Consider the following 18,876-nt stretch of genomic DNA (forward strand, 5'->3'; position numbering starts at 1 on the left):
TTCCAATCTGGCTACTTGCCGACTGATATGACTGGTGCTGCAACCCAGTTTTCTGGCTGCTGCTGAGAACCCATGACTTTCAGCAACGGCCACAAACTCAATGATTCCTTCAAAACTCTCCATGCCACACCCTATTATTGCTATACAGCAATAGTGTTTATCAAAAACAATGGATTATCAACTTTAGAGAAATATTTTAAAGTGACATCGTGTTAAAACAAAAAGCATTCAAATCACTATCTATCAGAAAGGAATAATCATGAAAAAAATATTAATCCCCGTAACTAACCACGCCACTCTTGGAAATACAGATCAGGCGAATGGAACCTACTCACCCGAATTAACCCATGCGATCCATGTCTTTATGGAGCATGGGGTTGATTATGATATTGCTTCTATTAAAGGCGGCAAAGCACCTATTTATGGCACCGATGTTGAGGATGATGCAATCAATAACGATGTATTAGGCAATGAAGATTTTCAGAACCGTATTAACAACACAATCCCTGTATCGCAACTGAACATTGCTGATTACGATGCGATTTTTTACCCAGGTGGTTTTGGTCTGCTGTCAGATTTACACACCAATGAAAGCTTTGCCAAGCTAGCTGCAACCCATTATGAAAATGGTGGCATTCTTGGCGCGGTATGCCATGGGCCAGCAGGTCTTTTGCCTATTAAACTTTCCTCAGGTGAATTACTGCTTGCCAGTAAATCTGTAACGGGATTTACCCGTGAAGAAGAAATAGATTATGGCACCATTGATGCCATTCCCTTTTTGCTTGAAGAAGCGTTGACCAGAAAATCGGCAAAATTCACCAAAGTACAACCATGGCAAGTATTTGTTATTGAGGATGGTCGTGTGATTACAGGTCAAAACCCTGCCAGTGCCCACGCTGTTGGGGAAGCCATTATCAAACAGCTTGGTGTTTGATTACACTTACCTGGACATCATTTATCCAATGACAACTTAGGGTCAGCGTTAAACGCCGTTTTTGCGTTTCTATACTGACCCTAAGTTTGGATCTTTATAGTTCAAAAACTCTCTTTTGGGTTTTAAAAATAGGAATATCATCTCTTTTTAGAAACGATAAGAAACACCTAAAGACAGTATCTGAGTCTTGAGATCGACTGAACTTTTAAGGTTATTACTCAAAACAGGAAACGATGCGTTATTCACAGCGGCGTTGGTATCCACTTTTCCATAATCGGCGTACAGATATTCACCGCGAATGCTCCAGTTCTCGCTCAATGCATATTCACCGCCAAGGCCTACCACCCAACCAAATTTAGTTTCGCTTTCTGAATCATGACCAGCGGCACCCGCAAGCAGGTCATCTGAAAAAGAGGCATCCAGGCTAAAGCGTGAAACAGCAACACCGGCCGTCAAGTAGGCCAGCCAATTTCTCTCAGCCCAGCCTACACGAGACCGTAACATCGCTTGCCAATCAGACTTTACTGTCATCTCATGTCTAAATTCGCTCACTGGATTTGACTCATAAACCGCCCCGGAGGTAGTTGTTTCATCAAAATCGAAACTGTTAATGTTGGTCTCAATGCCTAAGTACCAGTGGTTATATTGTTTGCCAAAGCCACCGAATAAACCGGCCGTTAATTTGGATTGTGAAAGACTGTTATCTGACTCCGAGGCGATTTGATCAGCATCGGGAGACGAAAAATACGATCCTGGGAAATCATCAGCGGTAGCAGCATCAAATGAGGCACGCCCATCAATAGCCCCCAGGCTGCCGCCTGCATAAAATCCAGACCAGTTAATCTGATTCGTTTGTGCATGAGCGCTTGTCATTACGTTGATGGCACTCAAACCAATAATTCCAATAGCCATCAGTGATTTGTGACGCATAATTCAACTCTCCTTTGTTTAAGTTCTAGGGCTTGTTGATCTTTCGTCTCCACCACTGCTGGCGACTATTTTTGTGTCCGACAAGGCGGAAATCACCCCGTGTAGCCTTCCTACATAAGTGATTGACAACGCAGGTGGGCGCAAAAATAGTCCCAGCCCTTCAGGTTGTGACTGAAAAAGCGCCGGTCTGCGTTGCTCGTCACTTATTTAGAACAACTACAAAAAGCGTTCCTCGTGCCTTGATTGACGCTTTTTCAGCTCACAACAGAGGCGGAAACGAAAGATCAACAAGCCCTAAGGTTCAATGCACTTCCAACGTGTAGTGAACTTATCGGGATATGGACTGCCAGTTTTTATCTTCCCTGCATCCCAATCAACAATCAAAATATCTGGACTATACTCAGTGTTTTCAAAATTACTGCGCATAAGCACTAAAGAATAAGCTGATTCAATTTGAATCATTTTTCCATTGGGAAACTCTTCAACCGGCACTGAATAATGATGATAAAGAACAAATCTTTCGTTACTGGAAGCTTTTCGATACGTTCGTTCAGACAATACATGATAAACAGAGATGGACTCGTCTTTTCGTGATATAGACATTTTCTCCAGCACTTCACCATCTTTCATCGATGGTAAATAGCAATCCAGACTATCTGCATAGACAAAACCCGGGTTAAATATAATTAGTGCAAAAAATACAATTTGTTTTACTTTCATACATGGTCTTATGTGGTGGTTTTTATTGTTAAGGGGAAACTTCCCTTTTATTTTTTCATCGGTCTGCTGCGAGGCCCGGTAATTTAATGAACTTTTTGCCATTTATTCAAGCTTCTCCATAAAGCTCTGTGTGCCACAGGGTAATCCTTTTTCTGCATTTCTTTGCAAAATGTCAGTAACCGCTTTATTTTCTGCCATTGCCAACTTCTCAAACGAGTGATTTTCATTACTTCCCACCACACAATTTAACCAAACATCGTTTCAACAGACAGCTACTTTTTCGCACCATCTTAACTGCTTTTGTTATGCGTTTTTACACCACTCATACTCCATTTGCCTTGCTGTTTTTTCTGCCAGCTCTATGCTGGAAAGTCTCGAAACTAAATGAAGACTCATGTCGATACCTGCTGAAATACCACCCGAAGTAACAATGCTCCCTTCATCTACCCAACGCTGAGATTCAACAACGGTCAGATCAGGATAGGAAGTTCGAAGAGACGTAACATCCGCCCAATGAGTAGTGACGTTTAAGTTAGCAAGCAGCCCGGCTTCAGCGAGTAGAAAAGCACCAGTGCATACAGATGCCACAATCTTTGCGTTTTCAGACGTACTGGATATCCAATTAATGACATTGAGTTTTGCAACTTCATCTTCATGAAGCCCGCCAGCAACGATCAACAAATCGATTCCGGGATGATCTGCAAAGCTGTATTGTGCATTGATGCTATAGCCTGCCCTGGCAATCACCGGATGATTTTCCTCCGATACCAGAAAGGTATTAAAGATGTTTTTCGGATGAGATAACCTGCTTGCCGTCGAAAAAACCTCAAAAGGACCAGAAAAATCCAGAACTTCTGCGTTTTGGTAAATATAAATTCCTACATTCAACGCAACATTCTCCAATACAATCAATGGGGCCAAAACTATAGATAAACATTAAGATGCTAAGTTATCGATCGTTGTCTATTCTGAAAGACCGCTTCCCACTCGATTATGTATAGGTGTATTTTCTACCTGGACGAAGATTACTTAAGCAGTGCGTCAAGTTCTTTGGTCAATCGGGTGATTTCAGCGGTGGCCTGACCCGTACGCTCGGCCAGCTTTTTTACTTCTTCTGCAACGACAGCAAAACCTCGACCGGCATCTCCGGCCCGAGCGGCCTCAATACTGGCATTCAGGCTAAGCAGGCGCAGGGTTTTCAGCATATCCAAAATGGTGTGCGTTTGTTTGACGATATCCGAGCTATGGCTTTCGACTTCTTCCATTCTGGATTGACGTTCCAGTTCCTGCATTTTCCGGGCCTGTATATTAGTCACCACACCTTCCAGAAACGCCACTTGGTTGTCATCGTCAAAGACCGGGCCACCCTTTTCATTCACCCAAATGGGCTCACCCTTTTTGCATTTTAAACGGTAGTCAACATCCCAGTTTTTATGCTGTTCAATAGCTGCCGCGACGGCATCATCGACAGACTGCGCATCCTCTTCGTGGATCAGGTTCACATACGAGTTAGCTTTGTTGCCAACCAAGTCTTGTTGTTTATACCCGGTAAGCTCCTGCACATTGCCGAACATGTTCAGCATGGTGTAGTCATCGTCCATGCGACAACGATACAGAAAGCCGGACATACGGCTGGAAATACTTTCAAAGATATTTTGGTCATCTGCTGGGGTTTCGTTGGGAAAGGCATCACTACTGCTCATGGGGTCTCTTCTGTTAATAGAGGTTAATAACGTCCGCATAAAGCATGCGAGCTATGAACATCGCCTTTGACGCGTTTGTTCTGATATCGAAATCAAGGAGTCAGCCATGGACCAATCTCCACGAAACATGCAAAGTTAACAATAGATCAAATTTCTAAAGAAAGGAACTCACATCACATGATTATGAATCAAGTTGGCTGACCCTTGATTTTTAGGGCAGACTTGTGCCGCGAAGTGGCGGAAAGGCCGTCCCAACAACGAAGGGTCGATAACAGCTGATTGTTAGCTTTAACCCAACGTCTTAACTAGCCTTTTCTAGCGACTATGAATACCGATTCATGGCTAGTCTGCCATTCACGTTCAATTGTAAAGCCTGACTCCAACAATTTGGAAATAAGCTGGCGCTTTGTGAATCGACTGACATAAGGTGCTAAACCAAGGAACTGCATGCCAGAGATCAGCCATCGAAAAAATAAATTTATTTCTGCTATTAGCGACGTACTTGAAACAAAAACACCATCGTTTTTTAAAAGTCGATAAACTTTAGCAATCGCACCATCTACATCTTCCAAAAGATGCAACACATTTAGTCCCAACACAGCGTCGAAACTCTCATTTTGGAAAGTTAGACTGTCTAATGTACCCTGCTGAAAAACCATGTTCTTTACTCCTGCTTGGATCGCTTTTCTCTGAGCCGCTTCTATCATCTTGTCAGATATATCCGTAGCAACAATATGTTCCACATAAGGCGCATGAAAAATTGCGGTGGCACCACTGCCGCAACCGAACTCTAGCACCTTACAATCCGGTCTCAGGAATTCTTGGGTAATTGCCAGTTTCTGCTGATACGTAGCTTCATCTTTAATGGGACTTTTAATATACTTTTCTGCAGATTTGTCCCAAAACTTCTTAGAGTCTTTCATGGCCCATATATTCCAGTATTGCCCCGGAAAGCTAACGTCCTAATCAACCGATACGTTAACGGTCGGCTGAATTAGATTGTTAGCATTCAATTCCTTGTACATAAAGGTAGCCGACGACGGACATAAGCCAACGAACTGAGCAGTATTTGCTATAGAAACCGGAGCTTGAGTTCGAGGAATTACCTGGTAACCGAGCTGTGAAAAGAAACCGGCTGCCGTTGTTGTGAGAAGGTAAAGGGATTTAATACTTCCTTCATATGCCCATGTCTCTGCCTTAGCCGCCAATTGTTTGCCGTAGCCCGCTTTGCGACAACCTTTTTCCACTACCAAAGAACGTAATAAGCCGACATTTTCATATATTTCTATACCCACAACACCTATGATGTGCACACCTTCGCACCCCCTGAAAAATTGCGTCTGATTTGAACTGTGCAGGTCTGAAATTGGAAGCTCTTCACCTACTAAAAGTGTCTCAATTTCATCATTCAATTCGATTGGTTCTATATTCATACTTTTTGACCGCTAACGATTAATGTAAGGGCGTTAGTTCAGATAGCACAAATCGGCAAAGTCTTGCCATGTCGTTACATCCATGTAGCGATAAGATTTTAATTAAATTATTACATCAATTTACGGAATCAAATTAAATCAAGGGTCATCCAACTTGATTTCTTCTCAATTTATTATGGTTAAACCTTAGTCATCTTTATCCCGTAACCACAATTGTCTTTCCTGTTCTTCCGCCAGTATCGCTTTGATTTCCAGCAGTACGCCATCCACATCCGCGGCTTGCGAGTCTTCTTCAAACAGGCCGGTGAGTTCTGTGTCTGGCAGTAATTCGCCATTCTCAAATAGTGACCATATTTCTTTGTCGAAGTGTGTTTTGCGTAATTCTGGTGCGAATTGAGCATAATAACGCGTCATATTTTGCACATCACGACTTAGCATCGCTTGTGCATTATTATTTGCCACCGCATTCACCGCCTGAGGGAGATCGATAATCACCGGGCCATAGGCATCGACCAGCACATTAAACTCTGATAAATCGCCATGAACTAAACCTGCACAGAGCATTTTCTTCACAGAATGCATGACCATCATATGATCTTCGATAGCTTGCTCGGCAGACATGGATACATCATTGAGACGAGGCGCGACATCACCTTCCTCATCCGTTATCAACTCCATCAATAACACGCCATTCATGCAATCATAGGGTTGAGGTACTCTCACACCGGCACTGGCAAGCAAATACAGCGCATCGACTTCGGCATTTTGCCAGGTTTCTTCTTGCTGCTGACGACCAAATTTAGAACCTTTTTCCATCGCCCGGCCCCGGCGACTGTTACGTACTTTTCGTCCTTCCTGGTATTGAACAGCTTTTTTAAAGCTACGCTTGACCGCGTCTTTATAAACCTTGGCACAGCGTATTTCATCACCGCATCTCACGACATAGACATCGGCTTCTTTGCCACTCATTAAGCGACTAATCACCTCATCCACTAAGCCGTCATCAACCAGTGGTTGAATTTGTTTTGGTATTTTCATTATTTGGTTTTTATCACTCAAACGTATCCAGTAAAAGATACCGTGCAGTATAAACTACAGCCGCTTGTTTAAAGCGTCACATCAAGAGCTCAGTCACTGGCCTTTTGATTTTAAATGGCTGAAAGCTGTCTGGTAAATTAGTGGCGATTCAGACATACTCGATTAATAATGTCTGACCCTTGATTTCTTCATAGTATCTTGAAATAAAAGAGCTATTTCCAAGCTAAACAGGCTGGAGTGATGAAAGATGAATATGGGATACGTATCCAGTACGGCGACTGGCATCTTGTTGCTGATTCTATGGTCTATCGGGCTGAGTCCGAGTTTAGTGCTCGCGGCAGACGATTTCCAGCAGCAACGTGAAGAACTGATCGAACAAATTCGGGATGATGTGCATACCAGCAGTGCCGTCCTGGGCAAATCCCGGCTGGATGACAACGTATTAAAAGTCATGGCAACTGTGCCACGACACGAGTTTGTTCCGGATAAGCACCAGCATCAGTCGTATCGTAACAGACCTCTTCCGATAGGTTACGGCCAGACAATTTCCCAGCCGGCCATCGTGGCGCTGATGACCGATCTGTTGCAGCTTGAGCCAACAGATAAGGCGTTGGAAATTGGCACCGGCTCCGGTTATCAGGCGGCAATACTGGCTGAACTGGTCGAACAGGTATTCAGTATCGAGATCGTACCTGAACTGGCCGAGCGGGCGAAGGTTGATTTAGAGCGAACCGGTTATCTCAATGTCACCACGCGTGAAGGTGATGGCTACTACGGCTGGGAAGAAGAAGCCCCGTTTGATGCCATCATTGTTACGGCGGCCAGTGATCATATTCCACCCCCATTACTGAAACAGCTCAAACCCGGTGGGCGCATGGTGATTCCGGTTGGCAGCCGATTTATGGTGCAGCATCTGGTGCTGGTCACCAAAGAAGCTGACGATAATATCGTGACAGAGCAATTGCTGCCGGTTCGCTTTGTACCACTGACCGGCCAGCGCTGATGTTTCGACTTTCCGGAGTCTACCTGCTCGGTATAACCCTGATATCCGCCTCAGCACTGGCGTATCAAGTGTTGTTACTTCGGCTGTTTTCGATTATTCAATGGCATCATTTTGCCTTTATGATCATCAGCCTGGCTTTACTTGGTTATGGTGTCAGCGGCGTGTTCCTGGCACTGGCCCGGGACTATGTCAGCCGGCATTTCCCGTCGGTTATCATGACCAACTTGTTGCTGCTGGCCCTGTCCATGCCGCTGTGTTTTATGCTGGCCCAGGAATTACCGTTTAATCCGTCGGAATTATTGTGGGACCCGTGGCAACTGCTTTACTGGTTAGCCGTTTACCTGGTATTGGCCGTGCCGTTCTTTTTTGCAGCCAATATTATCGGTTTGTCGTTTTACCAGTTCCGGACGGGGATCTCGACACTTTATGCTGCTGATTTGCTGGGTGCTGCGCTGGGTAGTATCGGTATTATCGTTTTGCTGTTTGGTTTTTTGGTTGAGCAGATTTTAGTAATTTTGCCCTGTCTGGTCTTGTTTGCCGGGTTATTGCTGGTGTCCCTGGCATGGGAACATTCCGGGACCAAAAAGCTGTCCTGGCAGGCGTTGATGATAGGCGTGGCAGCACTGATGCTGGTTCTGGTGCCGGCATCGCTGCAACTGCAAATGTCACCCTATAAAAGCCAGAGCCAACTCATGACGATACCCGAGACCGAGGTAGTGAAAACCTATTCCAGCCCGCTTGGCGTATTGAATGTAGTAGAAAGCAAGGCGGTACCACTGCGTTATGCGCCCGGTCTGAGTATCAGCAGTGAAGCGAATTTGCCGGAACAACTGGCGGTTTTCAGTGATGGCGACGCGATGACCGCTATCAACCGTTTTGATGGCAATCCCGTAGGATTAGAGTATCTGCAGCAGACTACCTCCGCCTTGCCCTACCAGTTTGATGCGATGGACGATGTGCTGGTGCTGGGCGCAGGTGCAGGCAGTGATGTGTTGCAGGCGCTGTTATTTGGTGCAACACGGATTGATGCGGTGGAACAGAATCCACAGATGATACGTTTGCTTAAAAACGATTATGCTGAGTTTGCCGGAGAACTTTATTCCTTGCCACAGGTATCGGTGCATCAATCCGAGGCCAGGTCTTTTGTTACACGAACCGAAAATCAGTATGACCTGATAACGATGTCGATGATCGATGGCTCGGGCATGTCTTCAGGTGGTTTGTACTCAATGACGGAAAATTATCTTTATACCGTTGAGGCGATGCAGCTTTATCTGCAGCATTTGAAACCAGACGGTTATTTGAGTCTCACACGCCGAGCTACGCTGCCACCACGTGATATGCCAAAGTTAGTGGCGACTTTGAAAAAATTACCACAGGTAAACGTATCACAAAGCCTGATCCTGATTCGTAGCTGGCAGACAAGCACCCTGCTGCTCAAGAATGGTGTGGTGACTGAGGATGAAATCAGTCGCCTCAAACACTTCAGTCAGCAGAATAATTTTGATCTGGCCTATTATCCGGGCATCAATCCCGGGGAAGTAAATCGGTTTCATAAGCTCAGTCAGCCTTATCTTTACCAGGCAGCATCTGCTTTGGCGGGATCTGAAGGCGATAAATTTATCGAAGATTACAAGTTCAATCTCCGGCCGGCGACAGATGATCAGCCGTATTTTTCCCAGTTTTTCAGGTGGCAGACCTTACCGGAGATACTATCACTCCTCGATCAGGGCAGTGTGTTCCTGTTGGAAAGCGGTTATCTACTGTTGTTAGCGGCACTGGTGCAGGCGCTGGTCGCCAGTGCCCTGCTGTTGTTACTACCATTATGGTTATGGCAACGGCGTCAGGGCAGGCGGGCGGCTAACCCACTGCATAAAAAAGTGCTGGGTTATTTTTTTGTACTGGGGCTGGCGTTTTTATTTATCGAAATCGCCTTTATCCAGAAGTTTATCCTGATCCTGCATCACCCTGTTTATGCCGTCACCACGGTAATAGCCAGTTTTCTGTTGGCAGCAGGTCTGGGAAGTTATGTCTCCGGTAAACTCCCACATATCGAACCGCAAAGGCGCGTTAGTGCTGTGGTGATGGGCATCGCACTTCTGAGTCTGGTGTATCTACTGGCATTTGGTCCGATATCGGCATTTTTGTTACAACAAAACGATGTTCTGCGATATATGCTGGCGGTTTTACTTATACTGCCTATCGGGTTTTGTATGGGAGCACCGTTTCCAACAGGGCTGGCAGTCCTAAGCCGTGAGCATGCTGATTTGATCCCCTGGGCCTGGGGCATTAACGGATTTGCTTCGGTGATGAGCCCGATTCTCGCGACTCTGATCGCGATGCAATTTGGTTTTCGTGTTTTGATCTGCGTCGCCGTGTTTTTATATTTATTGGCGGCCTGGCTGTTTCCCGGAACTGGCAAAATCAACCGCGATTCGAACTAAACCAACCTGTGAGTTATTGGAAGCAGAATCAATTGCTAATGTTTAACCCAACCTGAGCGCCCAATTACCCTTGTGATATTGATTACAGTTCTCTTCAGAATCGTATGCGATATGATCACCAAGACGTTTGAACTCGATATCCATCGTTTTAAATTCAGCTTGAATAAGGGATATCAATGCCTGGCTGTCATCTGATTGGAGGTAATTTTTCAAATTCTCGTTTGTATCAAATACACAAACCACCATTAAGCTATTTGGATAATCATCATAGTTCACCAAGTGCGTTAGCCACTGAAAACCAGCGATATCTTTTAATGCCTGTTCACATACATCGGTCAATTTTAGCCGAAGTTCGTTATCAATTTTTTTATCTGTTTTACGCATAGTTCATATCAGGTCTGATGATTTTTAGATCTTAAGGATGTTCGCTCTGTTTTACAGATTTTTCTATCTGATACTATAGGTCACGTTCGAGAAGCTAATATAGCCAATTAAAACATCATACCGACATCAATCACATTTCAAATCAATAAGACTAATGAGAGAGAAAGAATGAGTGAAAATTCACCAGCAAAAACATTTCAACAACGTGCCGATGAATTCATCGCCGTTGCAAATCAGCAAGCAGCAGTAAGTACTGTAGACGAGGTCAATACGTCAATACTCTATTCAACCGCCCGGTTTAATGCCTTCAGCGTCGCCCGTTCTGTTGAAAGTGCCGAGATTCTGAAGGCCGAAAAACAAGCCGCCATTGAATTTTTCACCCAACGTTACGCAGAAATGCTCAATCAAAACCTTGAAGAATATATTGCCCGTTTCGATAGCTATAGACAGAAATAATAAATCACTAAAATATAAAGCCCTGTTGAGTCTAAACAGGGCTTTATGTTCATTCATGCTAAGCCAACTTGATCTCGTCTGACAGACGTTTTTTGAACATTATCGAGATCATCCACCGACCGAGTAGCAGCTTGAGATATCAGGCCATTGTTCAGCCTTGATGGTCGTATAGTGGTTCCAGAACGCATTGTCGATAGCCTTCAAGCTGATGGCGGTGTCTTCGCGACGGTATCGTGCCAGGTGTCCCGGCCCGCCGTTATAAGCGGCATAGGTTGCCTTGATCAAATTGTCATCACCGCCGGGCTGTTCGTGCTCGCCTTTGCGGATTGCATAATCAACCAAATAATGGGTCAGAATTTCGATGCCGGCGTTCACATTGTAGTCAACCTCATCAACGAGGCGTTCAAGATCGTAGACATTACGCCAGACCCGACCGTTGATTTGCATCATGCCCACTGCGCCACCGGCTGAACGCAGTACCTGAGGCCCGTCACGTGAACTAACGAGGTGGCGCCAGCAGGATTCTTTCCATGCGGTGGCACGAACCAAAGGATCGAGTCGCTCTGCCATCGTGTCCGGCAAGCGATCATTTTCGGCCAGCCAGGCGTTAGTTTGCTTCTCCAGTAAGCTGGCGACCAGCTCAAGGTAGGCATCAAGATTATCCCGTTGCGGCACTAGTCCCTTTAAAGCCTCTTCCGGGGGGATACTGTCGGCATGGGCGGCCGGAAACAGCCAGGACCCTAGCCAACTGAAGCCACCACTGATTTGTCCTGCTAATTCTTCTGTTGTGAATTCGGCCTCATTGCTGGTATCCAATCCAAACAAATCGCGAAACTCGGGATCGACCTCCAGGGGTAACGGTGTAAAAGTCGGCGGTGCCGATTCGGCAAGCAGCAAGCGGGCAAGCCTTCGCAACCCGTCACGCGTAATTTCAAATCCATACTCAGGCCCGAGGGCGTCAAGAGCACGCAGTGCGTCACCACCCGCAATAAACGTAGCAAGCTTGAAATCAGCCTCCAAGCCTGGGGTCTTCAGACGTTCAAGTTCGTTCATCAGTGGCCGCAACCGATCCCATGTCGCCAGGAAAAGTTCTCGAACCGGATCATATTCGGGATCATCGACCGTCAGCGCTTCGGCAATCGCGTGTCGCGCGTCGAGCAGCACGGCGAGTAATTCAAGACGTAAAATACGGGACTCAGTCGAGTAGGCCAGCGCCGAAATAATGGTGGTCAGAAACCCGTCTAACTCATCTTCAAGTGTTTGCCATTCAGCTAACTCACTGTCATCCAAAATTGGCTCGGGCGCGCGAAGGTCTGGTTCAGGAGCGCGAACCTGGAAAGCCAGCCAAGCCCTGATGCCTGTTTCTTCAGTCTGCAGGCGGGTAATATGGGTTCGTTGAATGAGGGACTGCTCACCACCTTGCGCACTACCCTGACCCAGCATTTGCACGATCAATCCATCAAGGCCGTTCAGTGGCCCGGCCAGGTCAATTTGTACCCTCCTCATGCGCGGCAGCACCAGCGCATCGGCAATGATCTGAGCGGGTTTAGTCAAAATGCCAGGGGTACTGTCCGGGCGCGACAATTCAATCGAATCAGGTACAAATTCTATGGCCTGTCCCGATGCCATAACCTGAGGGGTCAATTTCAGTGCAAGACGGCCCTGCCACGGTTTCGGTCCCCGGCAGGCACCGAGCACGTAGCCACCGGTAGTAGCAGTCAATGCCATTCCAACAGACAGTTGGTCACCATCGGTCACCACCACCATATCGGATAACTCAACCCGGTTGCATGGGTCGTTGCTAATCGTGCTTTGGCCATTTTCATCGAAATCAAGGACGCGACTGATCGCCGTCTGAAGATGAGCGGTTTCAGCCAGCAAAGGGATCTCAACTTCGCCCGCTGACAGCGCGTTCGAACTATATAAGACGAAAAGCAGCCACCCAATATGTTTCATTCGATGTTCCAATGGTTAAAAGCGAGATGATTCAGGGTCAGGGCTCGATCCAGTGCTGACCTGTAATATTATGCCGCTCTTTTTAAAGAAGTGTTATGAAATACAGCGTTCGAGCAGATCAAGGATGATTGCCTTGTCAAAGCAGTAGTCTTCAATCAGATTTGAAACCAAAATCTTCGCAATCTCGCGGCGCTTCAATTTGGATACCTGGCTTTTTATGATCAGCCCTGACCTTTGCATAGTACGCCCGCACACATATTCATCAGCTATTTGTCACTATGCCTGATAACACTATCATTGGTTCATTAGGTAATTCAAAGTAAGACCTCTTTATCAACGATAAAAGAACAAAGTATGCGACATGATTTGCGGAATTGAGCCCAGTGATCAGGCTATATTTGGCGGTGCAGGCAACACCAATCTATATAAATGTTATTGACCAACATTATGCAGGAGCAATAAGCCCTCCCGACCGATTATCTTTCTACCCGTGATACCCACCCCCCCTGACAAGCAAGGATGCATTTATGTCAAAACCTATTCTTTTATTTTTAGCGGTTTTCTATTTCACCGTTCAAGTTTTCGCCGTTGGAGCAGAGACACCACCACAGGTCCAACTGGCAAACGTTTATGACCAGGATAATGTCAGTGACATCAGCAACTACTTGGTCAGTGAAAAATACGATGGTGTGCGTGCCATATGGACAGGCGAAGAACTGCTTACCAGGCAAGGCAATGCAATATCAGCTCCTGAATGGTTTACTGCTCCCCTTCCTGGGGTTTGGCTTGATGGTGAGCTATGGACACGACGGCAGGATTTCGACGCTTTAAGCGGTATTGTACGAACCCAAACGCCAGATGATGAACTTTGGCGTGAAGTCAGATATATGGTTTTTGATATGCCCGACGCGAACCTTCCTTTTGAGCAGCGTTATAACAACTATTCACGCCTGGTCGAACAGATAAATGCTGACCATATTCAGGCCGTCAAACAACAACGTTTTGACTCCAACCATGCATTAAGTGAACACCTGCAAACGCTGGTTGAAAATGGTGCGGAAGGTTTGATGTTGCATTTAGCATCAGCGCCGCACCGCTCCAACAGAAGTGATGCTTTATTGAAGTTAAAACCTTACTTTGATAACGAAGCTGAAGTCATTGCGCATTTACCCGGTCAGGGCAAATACACGGGCATGCTTGGAGCGCTGCGAGTAAAGAATCAACAAGGCATTGAATTTTCTATTGGCACTGGGTTCAAGGACGCGGATCGCGCGAACCCTCCGCCTATCGGCAGTATCATCACTTATAAATACCATGGCTTCACAAATAATGGCGTGCCCCGTTTTGCCAGCTTTTTACGAATCAGGGAGTAATGAGAATTGAGGGGCGGACGGAGTGAATTGCCTTGCCAGCGCTACGATGCCAAGGCACGGAGCACAAGCTCCGGCTCTTTGGCGACGACATTCAAAAGCACCAGAGCGGGTCCTTGCGGGGTACGATCCCCACGCTCCCAGTGGCGGAGAGTACTGACGCTTATACCGAATGCCGATGCAAATTCATTTTGGGACATACCGACTTTAGTCCGAATCTTCTTTACATCCAGCGGGCTAAATTCGTGTACCACGGCTTTACTGGATTTGCCTTTAGAAAACTCTACTGCCTCGGTCAAACCCTGTTTAATACTTGAAAATGCATTAGTCATCATTGCCACCATAGTGTTTACGTAAAAGACGGGTGAATTTTGCAAGTTGATTTCGCTCGGACTTGCTCAGATTCGCTTTTTCACCTTTGCCGAATACAGTTAATAAAAACAGCGGCATCGTGCCATTGTGGTAGTAGTAAATAATGCGAACCCCACCACTTTTACCTTTTCCTTGGGCAGACCATCGTAGCTTCCTAATTCCACCCGTGCCCTGCATGAGGTCGCCAGATTGAGGATGGAGAGCCAAATAATTGATAATGCTGACCTTCTCTTCTTCGCTGAGAAGACCCAATGCACGTTTCAGGAATTCAGGTAGCTCTACGATCGTCTGCATGAAACAAAATGTAATCCATTGGATTACCCTTTGTCAAGACGGCCTAACGTTTTAAGCAGTGGCACAACTGGCTATGTCCGATGCCTTAACGTGTTAGCCGCCTTTAGTTGATTTTCGACATTAATTCTCGAACCTCGTCAGCACGTAATGGCCTAACAAGACGATCCACTTCATTACCATCGTGCAGGAGTATCAAAGTTGGCCAGAGCTTTACCTTGAACAAACGCCCCAGTCGTTTGCCCTTTCCATCATAGATTTTGATATGTCGGAGTTCTGAATGTTCAGATACGACTTCGTCTATCGCCGAACGTGCAGCCTGACAGTGTCCACACCAGGGCGCGCCAAACTCAAGTAAAACCTCACCGGGTAACTCGCTAATTTGTTCAAATGTAAATGCTTCTTCGGCGTAATCAGAGTTAGAACCAATATCACTGGTTTTCATCCTTTTTACTCCCCACTGTAAGTTACAAGAATAATCAAAAGGGTCAGAGTGTTTGATTTTTAGCTTGCTCGCGAAATTTCTCCGATTTCCTGTCACCACCACGATGAGCAGGCTCCACACGTCGGTTAATCTGTGTTTCAACCTGTCGTTTGAAACGCTCACTACCCAATACCCACGCTTTATTGGTTGCAGCTCTTATTAATTCTAATGTGTTATCAGATAAACACTCATCAAACAAACCAACATACCTGGAAAGCCTTTCAGTATGAGTATCGCCTAATTTCACGTATTGCTCATGCGGCGTTAACAACGCGATTGACTTCCCCACTGCATTTGCTTGATAACTTGACCAGGGATATTCGACTGGATGCTCTACCATGCCTGCTCTAACAGGATTCATTTCAATGTATCTCATTAAAGTTAATAAGTAATGATCGCTATCGACAAGTGTTGATTTATATCGTCCTTCCCACAAAGTTCCTGTGCGTTGATAGGTTTTATTAATGTACAAAACATAATAACGCCCTATTGATTGCATCATTTTACTGATAGCACCCTCGTGTTCAGTTGAAAGTAATAAATGAACATGATTTGTCATTAGTACATAGGCATGTACTTTCACTTGATACTTCTCGGACAAGTCTTTGAGTTTAGCTAAATAAACCGTGTAATCCTCATCAGCGAAGAAGATAGCTTGGCGATTATTACCTCGTTGAATGATATGTTGAGGACAGTCCTTTATAAACAATCTTGGCAATCGGGCCATGAGCAATCCTTGCTTAATGACGATAAAATTTATTTATTCACTGAACAAAACCAAATTCTCTGACCTTTTAGGTTCCGCCCCATCCAAGAGCTATTTCCAACCCTGAATCCATTTTTCCTGGTTTTTTAATTCCGTCCAGTCGATTGAATAGATCTTCTTAGAAATAATCGCTTCCACTTTGCATGAGATAACTGAGCCATCTTCGTCAAACTCGATATCTGATACCAAGAAATGCTTTTCTCGCTTTATCGGATTCACCGCGGTCCACTTACTGTTATGTAGCTTAGCTGGGTTTATTCGATTCATAGCAATGCCTGGTGACAATATTATCCAATTTAAGATTAACATGACTCGATTGTAAATAAACTCTCATCCTAAATAGTGTCTAAGCGTTTTCGTGTAGCCTTAAAATACTCCATAACGACTTTTCATCGGCTGCATAAATATATGCTTAGAGTAAAATCAAACACTCTGACCCCATTGATTTCTGTTCTTCCTGCTGGCCTCCGGTGATATGTTTTACGAAAAGCTTGTCCATATCATGCCGACGTTCAAAGACAAGCGCAACGCGACCAGAATTAGCTATGATATCGAACGCAAGTTGTCGAATTATTTGTTTACCATTACCCTCATTAACGCTGCGCTCGGAATAACAATTGGTGTAGCAATGTGGCTACTGGGCATGCCAAATCCCATCTTATTCGGTGTGTTAGCGTTCGTCTTTAATTTTGTGCCCTATATTGGCGCTATTGTCGGCGTTGCGATCGCGGCCCTCGTGGGTTTGCTCACCTTTGACCATACCGGTGCCGCGCTGCTGCCGGCCCTAGCTTACTTGATCCTAACTATTGTTGAAGGACAGCTTGCCACGCCATATTTCGTAGGCCGGCGGTTGGAAATGAACCCCGTCGTGATTTTTCTCACGGTCGCCTTGTGGGCCTGGATGTGGTCAATCGTGGGCATGTTGGTGGCAGTGCCGTTATTGGTCGCTGTTCGTACCTTTTGTGAGCACATCCCCAAGTTGCAGGCATTTGGTACTTTTCTTTCGGCACGAGGCAGTGAAAACGTTGATCGAGAAAACTCCGCCCCCTAAGCCTGACGCGTTATATCTGGTGCTTGCTTATAAGGGAATCAAGGGGTCAGCCATTAACCCGTTTGGTTCCCTTTTGTATCACCTTTGTTGAGTTCTTTAGAAAGACAACTTATAGCCTTATCAATGTCTGGTATAAATGCAGCAAGCACAATTCTGACTGTAACAACGTGCTTGTTCTTAATATGGAAGTACTCATCTGGAGTTTTATCCAAATCAGTGGCCGCAGCCAAGAGGCTCAAACGTATAGGAGTCTCTCTTACCAACAGATATGCGTGGAGTACATGTTTTATTTCTTCGCGAGTAAGTAGTGAAATTTGTGGAAGTAACACGTCATAGATGCCCGTCTCGATGTTCTTGGGTAGAAACCAATCTTGGTCAGTTTCAACACTTTCAGATTTATCCTTGAATGAGCCTTTCAATGATTCAAGCTCCGTAATCAGAGCTTGCCTGATTGAATTTCGCTCGTGTTTCAGTTCGTCTTTTCTGAGATCCCGGCTGAGCTTAGAATTGAAAATGAGCGTAGCAATAACACCCAGAAAGCCTAAGATTCCCACAATTAATGTTTGGTAAGTTTCAATCAATTCTAGGATTCCACTCATAACCTGCTTATTGCTCGACGAACAAGGGGCAACATTCAAGGAAGATCAAGGGGTCAGCCACTGACCAATCCCCTCCGTGAGATTTTAATATCGCAGGCCTATCCGTTTGCTTGCAGCCCCACAACGTTGAAATTTTTCATTGCCAAAGGCTTCAGCCCAAAGAGTGTCATCTGTAATTTTTTGATTCTCTTTCCCAAACGCCATTTTAATCCAGGGCTCAGCCATCTTGATTTTCTGGCACATTTAATTCTTGCTTTTGATTCTTGTTAAATTTTGCTCTAATTAAAGAAATAACCCCGTCATATTTAACGGGAGTGTTCTGCATTTCAACGATTAATTCATTTGCACCAAATTTATTTATAATCCTGTCATCAAACAATAAAGTACAACTGAGTCCTTTTCGTTCCATAAAGTCTTTTTTGTTAATTTTATTAAATATGTAATTTTCTCTAAAAAGTTTTATGTTTGAATTTTCGACATACTCAGAATACTGAGTTTTTATTTCATTGATACCATTCTTAATATTTATGGAAGATTCGATAAAATTAACCATATAATCAAGCTCAGATAATACTTGCCATTTATAAAAACCAACAGTTTTTTCACCTCTAATATGATCATAATAACGAAGATCATATACACGGGATAGAAGCCATAAATATTCTTCATCAAAAGCATCGAAAAAAGTTGGCAAATGCATTTCAAATAAACGTTTAAAAACACTAAGTCTATCTATATGTTTTCCTGTTCTTACTCCTTTAGCAGCCAATAATAGCTTTAAATATTTCTCAACTGAAATGCTGGAAAGGACTATTCCTTGTAGCAAGAAATCATCAATCAGAAGATGCCTCGCTGCTAAATAATCACGGAACGCAAGTGCTTGATAATTTAAAGCATCTTTCGTAGTTGTAGTCTGCTGATTATTATTCCTCCGAGCCATTT

The 18,876-nt window shown here is 44.9% G+C and carries 23 protein-coding genes; 6 read left to right on the plus strand and 17 right to left on the minus strand.

Annotation, left to right across the window (positions count from 1 at the left end):
* A partial coding sequence (locus tag B2W60_RS14330) for a helix-turn-helix domain-containing protein (RefSeq protein ID WP_349676607.1) occupies positions 1-123 on the minus strand: 123 nt, incomplete at its 3' end.
* Positions 124-259: 136 nt separating this feature from the next.
* On the opposite strand from B2W60_RS14330, the gene B2W60_RS05745 reads away from it, so the two are divergent.
* Positions 260-934, plus strand: a complete 675-nt coding sequence (locus B2W60_RS05745; RefSeq protein WP_292362170.1) for a type 1 glutamine amidotransferase domain-containing protein — start codon at positions 260-262, stop codon at positions 932-934.
* A 147-nt stretch (positions 935-1,081) separates the two neighbouring features.
* Here the strand turns inward: B2W60_RS05745 and B2W60_RS05750 are convergent, their stop codons facing one another.
* From B2W60_RS05750 to B2W60_RS05780, 7 genes are all read right to left on the minus strand, one after another.
* The gene (locus B2W60_RS05750) at positions 1,082-1,864 is read right to left on the minus strand and encodes an outer membrane protein (protein ID WP_292362169.1); all 783 of its coding nucleotides are present in this window, start codon (positions 1,862-1,864) and stop codon (positions 1,082-1,084) included.
* Between the two features lie 294 nt (positions 1,865-2,158).
* Positions 2,159-2,686: a hypothetical protein gene (locus tag B2W60_RS05755; protein ID WP_292362168.1), complete on the minus strand. Its 528-nt coding sequence runs from the start codon at positions 2,684-2,686 to the stop codon at positions 2,159-2,161.
* A 201-nt stretch (positions 2,687-2,887) separates the two neighbouring features.
* Positions 2,888-3,472 carry a DJ-1/PfpI family protein gene (locus B2W60_RS05760; RefSeq protein ID WP_292362167.1) on the minus strand — a complete coding sequence of 195 codons (585 nt, stop codon included), beginning with the start codon at positions 3,470-3,472 and terminating at the stop codon, positions 2,888-2,890.
* Between the two features lie 137 nt (positions 3,473-3,609).
* Positions 3,610-4,287: a methyl-accepting chemotaxis protein gene (locus tag B2W60_RS05765; protein WP_292362166.1), complete on the minus strand. Its 678-nt coding sequence runs from the start codon at positions 4,285-4,287 to the stop codon at positions 3,610-3,612.
* Between the two features lie 305 nt (positions 4,288-4,592).
* Positions 4,593-5,210 (minus strand): class I SAM-dependent methyltransferase, encoded by a 618-nt coding sequence (locus tag B2W60_RS05770; protein ID WP_292362165.1) that lies wholly within the window; start codon positions 5,208-5,210, stop codon positions 4,593-4,595.
* Between the two features lie 39 nt (positions 5,211-5,249).
* A complete protein-coding gene (gene arsN2, locus B2W60_RS05775) occupies positions 5,250-5,720 on the minus strand; it encodes an arsenic resistance N-acetyltransferase ArsN2 (RefSeq protein ID WP_292362164.1) in 471 nt (156 codons plus the stop codon).
* A 186-nt stretch (positions 5,721-5,906) separates the two neighbouring features.
* Positions 5,907-6,758, minus strand: coding sequence for a PA4780 family RIO1-like protein kinase (locus B2W60_RS05780; RefSeq protein ID WP_292362163.1), 852 nt, complete (start codon positions 6,756-6,758; stop codon positions 5,907-5,909).
* A gap of 247 nt (positions 6,759-7,005) precedes the next feature.
* Between B2W60_RS05780 and B2W60_RS05785 the strand changes: the two genes are divergently transcribed.
* Both B2W60_RS05785 and B2W60_RS05790 read left to right on the plus strand, forming a co-directional pair.
* Positions 7,006-7,761, plus strand: a complete 756-nt coding sequence (locus B2W60_RS05785) for a protein-L-isoaspartate(D-aspartate) O-methyltransferase (RefSeq protein ID WP_292362162.1) — start codon at positions 7,006-7,008, stop codon at positions 7,759-7,761.
* Positions 7,761-10,205: an SAM-dependent methyltransferase gene (locus tag B2W60_RS05790; protein ID WP_292362160.1), complete on the plus strand. Its 2,445-nt coding sequence runs from the start codon at positions 7,761-7,763 to the stop codon at positions 10,203-10,205. The genes B2W60_RS05785 and B2W60_RS05790 overlap by 1 nt, the downstream gene beginning before the upstream one ends.
* Before the next feature lie 42 nt (positions 10,206-10,247).
* Here the strand turns inward: B2W60_RS05790 and B2W60_RS05795 are convergent, their stop codons facing one another.
* Complete coding sequence (locus B2W60_RS05795) at positions 10,248-10,589, minus strand: Fis family transcriptional regulator (RefSeq protein WP_292362159.1); 342 nt, start codon at positions 10,587-10,589, stop codon at positions 10,248-10,250.
* Positions 10,590-10,757: 168 nt separating this feature from the next.
* Between B2W60_RS05795 and B2W60_RS05800 the strand changes: the two genes are divergently transcribed.
* A complete protein-coding gene (locus tag B2W60_RS05800; protein WP_292362158.1) occupies positions 10,758-11,045 on the plus strand; it encodes a DUF3144 domain-containing protein in 288 nt (95 codons plus the stop codon).
* 108 nt (positions 11,046-11,153) lie between these two features.
* On the opposite strand, the gene B2W60_RS05805 is transcribed toward B2W60_RS05800, so the two are convergent.
* Entirely contained in the window at positions 11,154-13,001 is a 1,848-nt protein-coding gene (locus tag B2W60_RS05805; protein WP_292362157.1) for a lytic transglycosylase domain-containing protein, read from the minus strand.
* A gap of 527 nt (positions 13,002-13,528) precedes the next feature.
* On the opposite strand from B2W60_RS05805, the gene B2W60_RS05810 reads away from it, so the two are divergent.
* Complete coding sequence (locus tag B2W60_RS05810) at positions 13,529-14,374, plus strand: DNA ligase (protein ID WP_292362156.1); 846 nt, start codon at positions 13,529-13,531, stop codon at positions 14,372-14,374.
* 41 nt (positions 14,375-14,415) lie between these two features.
* Here B2W60_RS05810 and nadS read toward each other — a convergent pair whose 3' ends face one another.
* From nadS to B2W60_RS14335, 5 genes are all read right to left on the minus strand, one after another.
* Positions 14,416-14,706, minus strand: a complete 291-nt coding sequence (gene nadS / locus B2W60_RS05815) for a NadS family protein (protein ID WP_202971553.1) — start codon at positions 14,704-14,706, stop codon at positions 14,416-14,418.
* On the minus strand, positions 14,696-15,037 hold the full coding sequence (locus tag B2W60_RS05820) for a type II toxin-antitoxin system RelE/ParE family toxin (RefSeq protein ID WP_292362155.1): 342 nt from the start codon (positions 15,035-15,037) through the stop codon (positions 14,696-14,698). The genes nadS and B2W60_RS05820 overlap by 11 nt, the downstream gene beginning before the upstream one ends.
* Positions 15,038-15,140: 103 nt before the next feature.
* Entirely contained in the window at positions 15,141-15,479 is a 339-nt protein-coding gene (locus tag B2W60_RS05825) for a thioredoxin family protein (RefSeq protein WP_292362154.1), read from the minus strand.
* Between the two features lie 43 nt (positions 15,480-15,522).
* Complete coding sequence (locus B2W60_RS05830; protein ID WP_292362153.1) at positions 15,523-16,245, minus strand: transposase; 723 nt, start codon at positions 16,243-16,245, stop codon at positions 15,523-15,525.
* Positions 16,246-16,335: 90 nt separating this feature from the next.
* Complete coding sequence (locus B2W60_RS14335; protein ID WP_366652766.1) at positions 16,336-16,593, minus strand: TIGR02450 family Trp-rich protein; 258 nt, start codon at positions 16,591-16,593, stop codon at positions 16,336-16,338.
* 148 nt (positions 16,594-16,741) lie between these two features.
* Here B2W60_RS14335 and B2W60_RS05835 point away from each other — a divergent pair, with 148 nt between their 5' ends.
* Entirely contained in the window at positions 16,742-17,335 is a 594-nt protein-coding gene (locus B2W60_RS05835) for an AI-2E family transporter (protein WP_292362654.1), read from the plus strand.
* 53 nt (positions 17,336-17,388) lie between these two features.
* Here B2W60_RS05835 and B2W60_RS05840 read toward each other — a convergent pair whose 3' ends face one another.
* On the minus strand, positions 17,389-17,916 hold the full coding sequence (locus B2W60_RS05840; protein WP_292363964.1) for a hypothetical protein: 528 nt from the start codon (positions 17,914-17,916) through the stop codon (positions 17,389-17,391).
* A 235-nt stretch (positions 17,917-18,151) separates the two neighbouring features.
* Entirely contained in the window at positions 18,152-18,874 is a 723-nt protein-coding gene (locus B2W60_RS05845) for a hypothetical protein (RefSeq protein WP_292362151.1), read from the minus strand.
* Positions 18,875-18,876: the final 2 nt, after the last annotated feature.

The sequence above is a fragment of the Methylophaga sp. UBA2496 genome (assembly GCF_002341635.1).
GTDB lineage: Bacteria > Pseudomonadota > Gammaproteobacteria > Nitrosococcales > Methylophagaceae > Methylophaga.